General features: G+C 52.3%; 10 protein-coding genes and 4 tRNA genes. 2 read left to right on the top strand and 12 right to left on the bottom strand.

What is annotated here, in order from left to right; genetic code table 11:
* Positions 1–261: 261 nt before the first annotated feature.
* The 9 genes from ACQE3Y_RS15625 to pncC all read right to left on the bottom strand — a co-directional run bounded on the left by ACQE3Y_RS15625 (position 262) and on the right by pncC (position 6,527).
* Positions 262–338 (bottom strand) — tRNA-Arg (locus ACQE3Y_RS15625).
* 71 nt (positions 339–409) lie between these two features.
* Positions 410–486, bottom strand: a tRNA-Arg gene (locus ACQE3Y_RS15620).
* Positions 487–570: 84 nt separating this feature from the next.
* Positions 571–647: transfer RNA gene (locus ACQE3Y_RS15615), tRNA-Arg, on the bottom strand.
* Between the two features lie 9 nt (positions 648–656).
* A tRNA-Ser gene (locus ACQE3Y_RS15610) sits at positions 657–749 on the bottom strand.
* Positions 750–1,036: 287 nt separating this feature from the next.
* Complete coding sequence (gene csrA / locus ACQE3Y_RS15605) at positions 1,037–1,216, bottom strand: carbon storage regulator CsrA (RefSeq protein ID WP_038624529.1); 180 nt, start codon at positions 1,214–1,216, stop codon at positions 1,037–1,039.
* A 246-nt stretch (positions 1,217–1,462) separates the two neighbouring features.
* Positions 1,463–4,090, bottom strand: a complete 2,628-nt coding sequence (gene alaS / locus ACQE3Y_RS15600; protein ID WP_426973722.1) for an alanine--tRNA ligase — start codon at positions 4,088–4,090, stop codon at positions 1,463–1,465.
* Positions 4,091–4,227: 137 nt separating this feature from the next.
* Entirely contained in the window at positions 4,228–4,737 is a 510-nt protein-coding gene (locus tag ACQE3Y_RS15595) for a regulatory protein RecX (protein ID WP_426982036.1), read from the bottom strand.
* Positions 4,738–4,861: 124 nt separating this feature from the next.
* Positions 4,862–5,932: a recombinase RecA gene (gene recA / locus ACQE3Y_RS15590; RefSeq protein WP_085070454.1), complete on the bottom strand. Its 1,071-nt coding sequence runs from the start codon at positions 5,930–5,932 to the stop codon at positions 4,862–4,864.
* Positions 5,933–6,026: 94 nt separating this feature from the next.
* Complete coding sequence (gene pncC / locus ACQE3Y_RS15585) at positions 6,027–6,527, bottom strand: nicotinamide-nucleotide amidase (protein ID WP_426973720.1); 501 nt, start codon at positions 6,525–6,527, stop codon at positions 6,027–6,029.
* A gap of 390 nt (positions 6,528–6,917) precedes the next feature.
* Here pncC and ACQE3Y_RS15580 point away from each other — a divergent pair, with 390 nt between their 5' ends.
* Complete coding sequence (locus tag ACQE3Y_RS15580) at positions 6,918–7,805, top strand: dihydrodipicolinate synthase family protein (RefSeq protein WP_426982035.1); 888 nt, start codon at positions 6,918–6,920, stop codon at positions 7,803–7,805.
* 57 nt (positions 7,806–7,862) lie between these two features.
* On the opposite strand, the gene ACQE3Y_RS15575 is transcribed toward ACQE3Y_RS15580, so the two are convergent.
* Positions 7,863–8,204: a zinc ribbon domain-containing protein YjdM gene (locus ACQE3Y_RS15575; protein ID WP_426982034.1), complete on the bottom strand. Its 342-nt coding sequence runs from the start codon at positions 8,202–8,204 to the stop codon at positions 7,863–7,865.
* A 308-nt stretch (positions 8,205–8,512) separates the two neighbouring features.
* On the opposite strand from ACQE3Y_RS15575, the gene mutS reads away from it, so the two are divergent.
* Positions 8,513–11,056 carry a DNA mismatch repair protein MutS gene (gene mutS, locus ACQE3Y_RS15570; protein WP_426982046.1) on the top strand — a complete coding sequence of 848 codons (2,544 nt, stop codon included), beginning with the start codon at positions 8,513–8,515 and terminating at the stop codon, positions 11,054–11,056.
* Positions 11,057–11,152: 96 nt separating this feature from the next.
* On the opposite strand, the gene rpoS is transcribed toward mutS, so the two are convergent.
* Both rpoS and nlpD read right to left on the bottom strand, forming a co-directional pair.
* Positions 11,153–12,145, bottom strand: coding sequence for an RNA polymerase sigma factor RpoS (gene rpoS, locus ACQE3Y_RS15565; protein WP_085070446.1), 993 nt, complete (start codon positions 12,143–12,145; stop codon positions 11,153–11,155).
* Between the two features lie 50 nt (positions 12,146–12,195).
* Entirely contained in the window at positions 12,196–13,269 is a 1,074-nt protein-coding gene (nlpD, locus tag ACQE3Y_RS15560; RefSeq protein WP_426982033.1) for a murein hydrolase activator NlpD, read from the bottom strand.
* Positions 13,270–13,401 lie beyond the last annotated feature (132 nt).

Here is a 13,401-nt window from a genome sequence, read left to right as displayed (position 1 = left end):
TAAAGTATGCGGGTTGTCGCCGGTAGCAATGAACAGCAAATGCTTTGAATCTATTGGGAAATTTAGGAATCAGAAAAAGGTCAGAGAGTTCAGGAACCTGAATGAGGTCGTACGGGGGTCGCTAAAGAAGGTAATGAGAAAACGCAACAGGAAAATTTGTAAGGTAACGCGAGAGAATAAAAAGTAATGCGAGAGAATAAAGGGTAACGCAAGAGTGTGAAGAGGAGTACCAGAGAATAAACAGAGGAGAAAATCTGAAGATGGTGCATCCGGGAGGATTCGAACCTCCGACCGCTCGGTTCGTAGCCGAGTACTCTATCCAGCTGAGCTACGGATGCATCGGAAAAACAGGGGGAACTGCAACTGACCTGAGGAAATACTAAAGAAGACGTTAACGCTTCAGAGAAAATGGTGCATCCGGGAGGATTCGAACCTCCGACCGCTCGGTTCGTAGCCGAGTACTCTATCCAGCTGAGCTACGGATGCATTACAAATTCTTGTATAACACAGGGTGCTGACAACTCACCGTGACACAGGCTGCTAACACTGTATCGCTTTACTTCCTGGAGATGGTGCATCCGGGAGGATTCGAACCTCCGACCGCTCGGTTCGTAGCCGAGTACTCTATCCAGCTGAGCTACGGATGCATCATTAAATGGCGGTGAGAGAGGGATTCGAACCCTCGATGCAGCTTTTGACCGCATACTCCCTTAGCAGGGGAGCGCCTTCAGCCTCTCGGCCATCTCACCTTACGCGTTCTTGCGAACTGTGCTGCTGAACTTTGTTTCCGCTCATCGGCACTGCGTGGCGCACATATTACTTTCCCGCACTTATAAGTCAAACAATTTTTCCCAACAAATGTTTGTTTGCACAAAAGCCACGCAATTCGCGTATTTTGCCGACAAAAAGAGTGATTTATCAACAGCGAAACAGGAGACAGTTCACAATCAGGGGAAAACAACAGAGAAAAAAACAGGGCGGGAAAAACATTGCGCCTCGCGGTAATGAGAGCGAGGCGCGGGATTCGGTATAGCTTTTACTGTGGTTGGCTCTTTTCAGCCTGGATACGCTGATAGATTTCTTCACGGTGTACTGAAACTTCTTTTGGCGCATTCACACCAATACGAACCTGATTACCTTTCACTCCCAGTACCGTTACCGTCACCTCATCGCCAATCATGAGGGTTTCACCAACTCGACGAGTTAGAATAAGCATTCTTTGCTCCTTGAAAGATTAAAAGAGTCGGGCCTGTCGGGTCCCCGGCATTATCCATCATATAGCGCTAAACGTAGATGATGACAAATACATCAACGCATCTTGTCACGCTAATACATTCTGCTGATAGTTAGTTTAGCCGAAATCATTACCCGCAACCTGACTTTGTTATTACAGAGTACGGTTTGCATTAAAAAGCGCCAGCGGAGGCTATCCACGGCGCTTTCCGCACTGCTTTTTTATCCCTTACAGTTTAGCAGACACCCAGGACTCAACGCTGGCCAGCGCAGCAGGCAGCGCCTGTGCATCCGTACCACCCGCCTGCGCCATATCCGGACGTCCACCGCCTTTACCGCCAACCTGCTGCGCCACCGCACCAATCAGCTCGCCCGCTTTAACACGGTCGGTAAGATCTTTTGTTACACCGGCAATCAGAGAAACTTTCCCGTCTGCTACCGTCGCCAGGACGATCACTGCCGAGCCCAGCTGATTTTTTAACTCATCAACCATGGTTCGCAACAGTTTAGGATCGACATTGCTCAGCTCATTGACCAATAATTTTATACCGTTGATATCTTTGGCTTTGCTGCTCAGCGAAGCGCTTTCCTGAGCCGCCTGCTGATCTTTTAACTGCTGCAACTCTTTTTCCAGCGCGCGCGCGTGATCGATCATAGCACGCACTTTTTCATTCAGATTACTGCTGTTGGCTTTAACCAGCTGCGCGATATCATGCAATTGCTCAGCCTGCGCGTTGACCTGCGCCAGCGCCGCTTCGCCCGTTATCGCCTCGATACGACGAATACCTGCGGCCGTGCCTGATTCAGAGGTAATACGGAACAGACCGATATCCCCCGTGCGGCTGGCGTGCGTGCCGCCACACAGCTCGGTCGAGAAGTCGCCCATTGAGAGTACGCGCACGCGCGCATCATATTTCTCGCCAAACAGCGCCATTGCACCGTTCGCTTTGGCCTCTTCGAGATCCATGATATGGGTCTCAACCGGCAGGTTACGACGGATCTGCGCGTTAACGATGTCCTCAACCTCACGGATCTCCTGCGGCTTCATCGCCTCGGCGTGCGAGAAATCGAATCGCAGATATTTATCGTTTACCAGCGAGCCTTTCTGAGCAACGTGCGTTCCCAGAACCTGACGCAGCGCAGCATGTAACAGATGCGTGGCTGAGTGGTTCAGGCGAATGCGCGCACGACGCGCCTCGTCAACCTGAGCATCCAGTCGATCGCCAATGCGCAGGTGACCAGAGATCAGCTTGCCTGTGTGACCAATAGCCTGACCATATTTCTGCGTATCGCTTACGTTAAACTCAGCGTTAAGCCCTTTCAGCACGCCGGTATCGCCTACCTGCCCGCCTGATTCGCCATAGAACGGCGTCTCATCGAGTACAATCACCCCTTCTTCTCCGGCGGTGATTTCATCTGCCGGCTGGCCGTTAACATAGATGGCAGTTATAGCGGCTTTTAACGCAAGGTTGTCGTACCCCTTGAAAGATGAAGCGGAATCGATGCTGATAACATTGCTGTAGTCAGCGCCAAAACCGCTGGCTTCACGAGCGCGCTGACGCTGACGCTCCATTGCCTGCTCAAAGCCTTCTTCATCAATTTTCAGATTACGCTCACGGCACACATCAGCCGTCAGGTCTGCCGGGAAGCCGAAGGTATCGTACAGGCGGAAAACGGTTTCGCCATCCAGCGTATCGCCCTGCAGATTCGCCAGCTCTTCATCCAGCAGCGCCAGACCACGCTCCAGCGTTTTAGCAAACTGCTCTTCTTCAGTTTTAAGAATCTGCTCTACCTGTGTCTGCTGGCGTTGCAGATCTTCACCAGCGCTGCCCATCACTTCAATCAACGGGCCAACCAGCTTATAGAAGAAGCTACCTTTAGCGCCCAGCATGTTGCCATGACGCACCGCACGACGAATGATACGACGCAGCACATAGCCACGGTTCTCATTTGAAGGGATTACGCCATCGGCAATCAGGAAAGCACAGGAACGAATATGGTCGGCAATAACCCGTAGCGATTTATTGCTGAGGTCGGTACTGCCTGTGACCTCTGCCACAGAAGCAATAAGCTTCTGGAACAGATCGATTTCATAGTTAGAGTTAACGTGCTGCAGCACCGCAGAAATACGCTCCAAACCCATGCCGGTATCAACAGAAGGTTTAGGCAGCGGCAGCATCGTACCGTCAGGCTGACGGTTAAACTGCATAAAGACGATATTCCAGATCTCGATATAGCGATCGCCATCTTCTTCCGGGCTGCCCGGCGGGCCGCCATAGATATGGTCGCCATGATCGTAGAAAATTTCGCTGCACGGGCCGCATGGTCCGGTATCGCCCATCTGCCAGAAGTTATCTGAAGCGTAAGCGCCACCTTTATTATCACCGATACGGATAATGCGCTCAGCGGGCACGCCAATTTCGTTGGCCCAAATATCCCAGGCTTCATCATCGGTTTCGTACACGGTCACCCACAGGCGCTCTTTCGGCAGGTTAAACCACTGCGCTGACGTCAGCAGCTCCCATGCAAAAGCAATCGCTTCTTTCTTGAAATAATCGCCGAAGCTGAAATTACCCAGCATTTCAAAGAAAGTATGGTGACGCGCAGTATAGCCTACGTTTTCCAGGTCATTATGTTTACCACCGGCACGCACGCAACGCTGCGACGTGGTGGCACGCGAGTAGCTGCGCTTGTCTTGTCCAAGGAAAACGTCTTTAAACTGGTTCATCCCGGCGTTAGTAAACAATAACGTCGGATCGTTATGGGGTACGAGGGAGCTGCTGGCAACAACCTGGTGTCCCTTACTATGGAAAAAATCGAGAAACGTTTGACGGATCTCAGCAGTACTCTTGCTCATAAATATCCTGGAATACGCTAACGAAGGTTCTTCCCTTGGCACCGGGCGGGCGTTCCACACGGCTGCGTGAAGAGTTACCAACAAAAAGTGGGAATAAGATAAATTTTCTTCCGAGGGAAGTAAAATCCCATCGCGGTTCAATCATCATTATTTCGATAAATCGACTGGATATCTTCCATGAAAAACCCTTTCGCCTGCAGATAACGCAGCACTTTGGATTTTTGTTTCCATTCCTGCGGCAACGGCAGGCCAAATTTACGTTCTGCCGCGTCTAAAGTCTGAGCGCCCCAATCGATCTCCGCCTCGCTCAGGGCGGTTTCCGCCAGTTCGCGCCCTATTCCCTTTTGCGCCAGCTCCATGCGGATACGCTGTGGGCCATAGCCCTTGCGGCTGCGGCTGATAACAAAACGTTGGGCAAAACGGACATCGTCCAGCCAGCTATGCTCATAGCACCAGGCGATAACCTGTTCTATCATCTCTTCCGGAATTTCCTCAGCCGGTTCATCATGGCGCATCGCGGCACGCGCAGCTGACTGCGCCATCTTACGACGGAACTCGGCTTCGCTATGATCGCGCATGGCAAGAATACGCGTAGCACGATCCAACAGGCGTGCAAAAGTGACCGGAGTTGCGGGCTTGTCAGTCATTACGCTTCCGTCAGGTTGGTAGGTTGAGATAAGCAGTAAAAAGCGAGGGTAGCGAGAATTGCGGCAGGATACAAAGTATTAGAACAAAAAAACCCCGGGCAGCCAGGCTGACCGGGGTGAGGAATTAGAAGTCTTCGTTAGTTTCGCTAGCGGTATCTTCGTAATTCTCCGCCGGGACGGCCGCTTTACCTTCCTCGACAGGATTGTTCAGCAGCATATCACGCAGTTTCTGCTCGATTTCGTTAGCCACAGCGCTGTTTTCTTTCAGGTAGTTGCTGGCATTCGCTTTACCCTGGCCGATTTTATCGCCATTGTAGCTATACCAGGCACCCGCCTTCTCGATCAGCTTGTGCTTCACGCCAAGATCCACCAGCTCGCCGTAGATGTTAATCCCTTCACCGTACATGATCTGGAATTCAGCCTGTTTAAACGGCGCGGCAATCTTGTTTTTAACCACTTTGACACGGGTTTCACTGCCGACGACGTTATCGCCCTCTTTGATCGCGCCAATACGGCGAATATCAAGACGCACAGAGGCGTAGAACTTCAGCGCGTTACCACCGGTCGTGGTTTCCGGGTTACCGAACATAACGCCGATTTTCATACGGATCTGGTTGATAAAGATCAGCAGCGTATTGGACTGCTTCAGGTTACCGGCCAGCTTACGCATCGCCTGGCTCATCATACGTGCGGCGAGACCCATGTGTGAGTCACCGATTTCACCTTCGATTTCCGCTTTCGGCGTTAGCGCCGCAACGGAGTCGACGATGATAACGTCTACCGCACCGGAACGCGCCAGCGCATCACAGATTTCCAGCGCCTGTTCACCGGTATCCGGCTGAGAACAGAGCAGGTTATCAATATCAACGCCCAGCTTTTTCGCATAAACCGGATCCAGCGCATGTTCGGCATCGATAAAGGCACAGGTTTTGCCCTTACGCTGAGCGGCGGCGATGACCTGTAGCGTCAGCGTGGTTTTACCGGACGATTCCGGACCGTAAATTTCAACCATACGGCCCATTGGCAGGCCGCCAGCACCAAGGGCGATATCAAGCGAAAGCGAACCGGTCGAGATGGTTTCCACATCCATTGAGCGGTCTTCACCCAGGCGCATGATGGAGCCTTTACCAAATTGCTTCTCAATTTGGCCCAGCGCTGCTGCCAGAGCCTTTTGCTTGTTTTCGTCAATAGCCATTTTTACTCCTAATCATGCCGGGGTAAAGCACGCCACGGTTGTGTGCAGTGCTCTCGTTCATTGGATGGTAATTATACTGTATAATCATACAGTATCAAGTCAAATTTTTGAGAAAATCATCATGTAAAATCTGCAGCGCCGTCGCTACCGCTTGCCGCCGCACAGCCTCTCGATCACCCTGAAATACAAAGCGTTTTTGCACTGCTTCGCCTGCTGCTGTGGCAAAGCCGAACCAGACGGTGCCGACCGGTTTTTCCGTGGTGCCGCCGTCCGGTCCGGCAATGCCGCTAACGGCAATGGCGAAGTCCGCTCTGGCCTCTTTTAACGCACCAGCGGCCATCTCTTTTACCACTTGTTCGCTGACTGCGCCCCACTGCTGCAAGCTCTGTTCAGATACGCCAATCATCTGCTGCTTGGCATCATTACTGTAGGTGATAAAAGCGCGTTCAAACCAGGCGGAGCTACCGGCGATATCGGTCAAAACTTTAGCAATCCAGCCGCCGGTGCAAGATTCGGCGGTGGTAAGCTTTGCCTGGCGCTGCAGCAGCAGCTTTCCGTTAAGGGCGCTTAACGCTTTCAGTTGTTCGTCAGTCATTCTCTCATCCCTGGATGCTCTGCCCAACGTTAACAACAAAGCGCGCGCAAGGCGTCACCTTTTTGCCGTTTCGTCCGGACAGCATGGTTATTTTGCGAGGCAGGTTCCTGCTTTATATGCGGGCGACGAACTGACTTAGCAAGGTTACCAGTCAACATATTAGCGCCACAGGAAATTGCCATTGAGATTCAGTATGGATGCTATTTCAGCGTTCGTTAAACAGGATGAAACAGCAAGATGGATAAATCACGCCGCATTTTTCAGAAAAGAGCGTTAAGTAAAGACGATAATTGAGATCGCGGTTGGATTATCGTGCTACTTGCTGTGACACGCACAGATAAAAATGATTAATTTAAAACACCGTTTCAATTGTCGCCTGCGGAGAACAATATGCAAAATCAGCCTGCTTTTTCCGGCGTTTGGTGCCCCTCGGTAACCCCATTTACGGCAGATAACCATTTAGATCTGAATGCACTGGCGCAGCATTTTGCGCGTCTGGACGCATCCGGCATTGATACGCTATTGCTGATGGGTAGCATCGGCGAGTTTGTTTCACTGACGCAAGCAGAGCGTAAATTATTAATACGTGAAGCCCGCAGCATGTCCCGTCTCAGCATGGTGGCCAATATTTCCAGCAGCTGTAACAGCGACATGCTGGAGTTAGCGCATCTTGCCTGGGAGAGCGGCTTTGATGCCGTAATGGTGCTGCCGCCCTGGTATTACGGGCAAACCCGACAACAGCTGTTAGCTTACTTTCGACAGCTCGATCGAGAGCTGGAAGGCAAATGGTTCGCCTATAATTTTCCGGCGCGTACCGGTTGCGATCTTGATGCGATGCTGGTGGCGGAACTGGCGGCAGAACTGCCCAATTTCATCGGCATCAAAGACACCACGGATTGCCTGTCACATAACCGTTCATTAATAGAAGAAACCAAAAAGGTGCGCAGCGATTTTGCCGTGCTCTCCGGCTATGATGAATATCTGTTGCCTAACCTGCTGGCTGGTGGCGCAGGCGTGATTAGCGGGCTAAATAATCTGGTGCCGGCGATGTTTGCCGAAGCGATGCAAAGCTGGCGGGATGGAGATTTGGCGGCGCTCACGCAGTTTCAGCAACGCATTGGTAAACTGATGGCAATTTATACGGTGGGCGATGATTTTGTGACCACGATTAAAGCGGCGGTGGCACGTAAATATGGCTACATGACGCCGCGCTCACGTAATAGCGGCGGAACCTTGAGCGAGGCGCAGTGCGACGCCATCGATCTGCTGTTCAGCTAAACAGAAAGGCAGCAGCCAAGCCAATGCTTAGCTGCTTTGCCTGACGTTGCAGGAAACTTAGTTCTTTTTAACGAACTCAGATTTCAGTTTCATCGGGCCAAAACCCTCGATCTTACAATCGATGTTATGATCCCCTTCCACCAGGCGGATCCCTTTAACTTTTGTACCGATCTTCAGCGCAGAAGAGCTGCCTTTAACCTTCAGATCTTTGATGACCGTTACGCTGTCGCCATCTGCCAGCAGAGTACCGTTGACATCACGCACAACCAGTCCCTGATCCCCTGGCGCTCCGGTCTCCTGCTGCGACCAGATGTGACCACATTCAGGACAGTTCAGCGTGTCGCCATCCTGCCAGGTATATTCAGAATGGCATTCAGGACAAGAAGGTAAAGTCTGCATTACAACCTCAAAAAGTTACGACCCAGCGGGTTATGAAAAAGGCGCTCATTCTATAACCTTAATTTTGCTGTGGGTAGCGTTATTCACTCTGCCCTTTTGACCTGGCACAAGCTTCTTATACTTTGCGAGCCGAGCCGAAGAAGTGGGTAGCCGCAGATAATAACCCTCCCTTTCTGACGTTACGCCTGCTAACGTCGGGTAGCGCTTTTGATACTTTAGCGATAGGATCCGCCTGAATCCCCAGACCGCCGCTGAGACCAACAGGAACATGCAAGTTGAGTGACATGACCGTGAAAGGATCGACAGATATGGATATTGGTAACCACACCCCGATGATGCAGCAGTACCTTCGCCTGAAGGCACAGCATCCCGACATCCTGCTGTTTTATCGCATGGGTGATTTCTATGAACTGTTTTATGACGATGCCAAACGCGCCTCTCAACTGCTGGATATCTCCCTGACCAGGCGCGGCGCCTCCGCTGGCGAGCCGATCCCCATGGCGGGCGTGCCTTATCATGCTGTGGAAAACTATCTGGCCCGGCTGGTACAGCTGGGCGAGTCGGTAGCGATTTGCGAACAGATTGGCGATCCGGCGCAGAGCAAAGGCCCGGTTGAGCGCAAAGTAGTGCGTATCGTCACGCCGGGTACAATTAGTGATGAAGCCCTGCTTAACGAGCGTCAGGACAATTTACTGGCGGCTATCTGGCAGGACGCGCGCGGTTTCGGCTATGCCACGCTGGATATCAGTTCGGGCCGCTTTCTGCTGAGCGAACCGGCAGACCACGAAGCAATGGCCGCTGAGCTGCAGCGCACTAACCCGGCCGAGCTGCTCTATCCGGAAGATTTTGCCGCGATGGATCTGATTGAAAATCGTCGCGGTATGCGCCGTCGTCCGCTCTGGGAATATGAACTGGATACTGCGCGTCAGCAGCTTAACCTGCAATTCGGTACGCGCGATCTTACCGGCTTCGGCGTTGAAAATGCGCATGTCGCCCTGCGTGCCGCCGGCTGCCTGCTGCAATATGTCAAAGATACGCAGCGCACCTCGCTGCCGCATATTCGCTCGTTAACGATGGAGCGCCAGCAGGACAGCATCATCATGGATGCTGCTACGCGCCGTAACCTGGAAATTACCCAGAATCTGGCGGGCGGCGTTGATAATACGCTGGCCGCCGTGCTGGATAAAACGGTCACGCCGATGGGCAGCCGCATGCTGAAACGCTGGCTGCATACGCCGGTCAGAGACAGCCGCGTGATCGCGCAACGTCAGGAAAGCATTGCCGCTCTGCAGGATCTCAGTGGCGAACTGCAGCCGATCCTGCGTCAGGTTGGCGATTTAGAACGCATTCTGGCGCGCCTGGCGCTGCGCACTGCACGCCCGCGCGATTTGGCGCGTATGCGCCACGCGTTTCAACAGTTACCGGAGCTGAACGCTCTGTTAGCCGATGTGGATGCCGGACATCTTCCCACGTTGCGTCAGCAGATGGGGGAATTTAGCGAACTGCGTGAGCTGCTGGAACGTGCCGTTATCGAAACGCCACCGGTACTGGTGCGTGACGGCGGCGTAATCGCGCCGGGTTATAACGCCGAGCTGGATGAGTGGCGCGCGCTGGCTGATGGCGCAACCGACTACCTCGATCGTCTTGAAATCCGCGAACGTGAAAAGCTAGGGCTGGATACGCTAAAGGTAGGCTTCAATGCGGTACATGGTTATTACATCCAGGTTAGCCGTGGGCAGAGCCATCTGGTGCCGATCCATTATGTGCGCCGTCAGACGCTGAAAAATGCTGAACGTTACATTATTCCAGAGCTGAAAGAGTATGAAGATAAAGTGCTTACCTCTAAAGGTAAGGCACTGGCGCTGGAAAAGGCACTGTATGAGGAGCTTTTCGATCTGCTGCTGCCGCACCTGGATGCGTTGTTGCAAAGCGCCGCTGCGCTGGCCGAACTTGATGTCTTAACCAATCTGGCTGAACGCGCCTGGACGCTGAACTATACGCGTCCGACATTAAGCGATAAGCCCGGCATCAAGCTTTCCGGCGGCCGTCACCCCGTGGTTGAACAGGTGCTGAAAGAACCCTTTATTGCCAATCCGCTTTCGCTTTCACCGCAGCGCCGCATGCTGGTGATTACCGGTCCGAACATGGGTGGTAAAAGTACCTATATGCGTCAGACAGCGCTGATAGTGCTGATGGCCTGTATTGGCAGTTTTGTTCCGGCAGAGCAGGCGACTATCGGTCCGGTCGATCGCATCTTTACGCGCGTCGGTGCGGCGGACGATCTCGCCTCAGGCCGTTCAACCTTTATGGTGGAGATGACCGAAACGGCGAATATTCTGCATAACGCCACAGAACACAGCCTGGTGTTGATGGATGAAATTGGTCGCGGAACCTCAACCTATGACGGTCTTTCTCTTGCCTGGGCCTGTGCTGAAAGCCTTGCCAGTCGTATTAAGGCAATGACGCTGTTCGCTACCCACTATTTTGAGCTGACTACCCTGGCAGAAAAAATGGAAGGCGTGGCCAATGTCCACCTGGATGCCGTGGAGCATGGCGATACCATTGCGTTTATGCACAGCGTACAGGAAGGCGCGGCCAGTAAAAGCTATGGCCTGGCGGTTGCTGCGCTGGCAGGCGTCCCCAAAGAAGTCATTAAGCGCGCCCGGCAAAAGCTGAAAGAGCTGGAGGCGTTATCGGGCACGGCTGCGGCAACAAAGGCTGATGGTCCACAACTGCCGCTGCTGGTCGAAGAAACGTCGCCTGCGGTTGAAGCACTTGAAGCGCTGGATCCCGATACCCTTTCACCGCGTCAGGCTCTGGAATGGATTTATCGGCTTAAATCATTGCTGTAAACCTGCCTGTATTCAGCCGCGATCGCTGAATACAGGCAATAAAAAAGCGGTGGTCTGAGACCACCGCTTTCGCATTACCCTATTGCAGGAACATTGTTACTCGCGGAACAGAGCTTCAATGCTCAGGCCCTGCGCCTGCAGGATTTCACGCAGACGACGCAGACCTTCAACCTGAATCTGACGTACACGCTCGCGGGTTAAACCGATTTCACGGCCCACATCCTCAAGCGTTGCCGCTTCGTAGCCCAGCAGGCCGAAACGACGTGCCAATACTTCACGCTGCTTGGCATTCAGCTCAAACAACCACTTAACGATGCTCTGTTTCATGTCATCGTCCTGCGTGGTGTCTTCCGGACCGTTATCTTTCTCATCGGCCAAGATATCCAGCAGCGCTTTCTCAGAATCTCCGCCTAATGGCGTATCAACTGAGGTAATGCGTTCGTTGAGACGCAACATACGGCTTACGTCATCAACTGGTTTATCCAGCTGCTCGGCGATCTCTTCCGCACTCGGCTCATGATCCAGCTTGTGCGACAGTTCACGCGCGGTGCGCAGATAAACGTTCAACTCCTTGACGATGTGAATCGGCAGACGAATTGTACGGGTTTGGTTCATAATTGCCCGTTCAATCGTTTGACGAATCCACCAGGTGGCGTACGTTGAGAAACGGAACCCACGCTCGGGGTCAAACTTCTCAACAGCACGAATCAAGCCCAGGTTACCTTCTTCAATCAGGTCCAATAGCGCCAGACCACGATTGCTGTAACGACGAGCAATCTTTACCACCAGTCGTAAGTTACTTTCGATCATGCGACGACGAGAAGGAATGTCGCCTTTCAGTGCGCGGCGAGCAAAAAATACTTCTTCCTCTGCCGTTAAAAGCGGCGAATAACCAATTTCACCGAGGTAAAGCTGCGTCGCATCTAAAACACGTTGCGTCGCACCCTGTGACAACAACTCTTCTTCAGCTAGTTCATTATCACCAGGTTCATTTTCAACAAGAGCCTTCTCGTCGAAAATCTCAGCTCCGTTCTCGTCGAATTCCGCATCTTCATGTAACTCATTAACTTTCAGCGTATTCTGGCTCATAAGCGGCTCCTACCCGTGATCCCTGGGCAGAACTTCAAGGCTCTGCCCGTTTATCGCTGCGGTAAATAACGCAACGGGTTTACGGATTTCCCCTTGTAACGAATTTCAAAATGTAATCTAACTGAACTGGTTCCGGTGCTACCCATAGTAGCTATTTTCTGCCCCGCCTTAACTTCTTGTTGTTCCCGGACCAGCATAGTGTCGTTATGGGCGTAGGCACTCAGGTAATCATCGTTATGTTTGATGATAATCAGATTACCGTAACCGCGCAGCGCATTACCTGCATACACTACACGACCGGATGCGGTGGCAACCACTGGCTGTCCTCGCGATCCTGCGATATCGATACCTTTATTGCCGCCTTCTGCAGCAGAAAAGTTATCGATAATCTTACCGTCGGTGGGCCAACGCCAACCAGCCACAGGGGTTGAACTGGACGTTGTACTGCTTACCGTCGGCGGTGCGGTAACCGGGGCTGTTGTCGTTGCAACAGTTGTATTCCCCGCTGAAGGCAACATTTTGCCCCCACCTGATTTTCCTGAATCATCAGAATACGTAATAACCGGTTGCTGCGCAACTGTAGAAGATTTGATTTGTGTTGAGCCAGGCGTGGTCGGCACGCCCCCTTGCGTAGCGTCCGCGACCGTGATCGCATTGCCACCGGTAATCGGTGAACCTGAGCCGTTACCAACCTGCAAAGCCTGACCCACATTGAGGTTGTAAGGCGCAGCGATGTTATTACGCTGGGCTAAATCGCGAAAATCATTGCCGGTAATCCAGGCAATATAGAACAACGTATCGCCTCGCTTAACGGTATATGTCTCACCGCTATAGCTACCTTTCGGAATATTCTCATAACTGCGCTTGTAGACGATACGACCATTCTGCGTCATTACATTAGCGTTGCTATTGTTCGAACCGGACGCAAATACCGGTCTGGAGGATGACGCGCCGCTTAACATACCGCCAGAGGCTATATTACCGCCCCGAGGCTGAGACTGACCGCCAACCGTACTAATAGGAGCCTGAGCGTTATTATCAGAAGTACAACCCGTCAGCCAAAATCCAATTAATGAAACAGCCGCAAGGCGGCTCAAAGTAAAAAGTGGGCTTCCTGTGCTCATTTATCCCCCGTGATAACAAACCTGTGACGAGCCTTGAAACGACGAACGTAAGCGTTCACGTTCGCTATCCATTGCTGACGAATGGAATGGCTGATACTAACAACAACCCAATTCCCGTGCTATTAATCAGTT

Origin of the sequence: Pantoea sp. FN0305 (genome assembly GCF_050113845.1) — a bacterium.
GTDB classification, from domain to species: domain Bacteria; phylum Pseudomonadota; class Gammaproteobacteria; order Enterobacterales; family Enterobacteriaceae; genus Mixta; species Mixta alhagi.
This window is presented reverse-complemented; position numbering and strand designations above follow the sequence as displayed.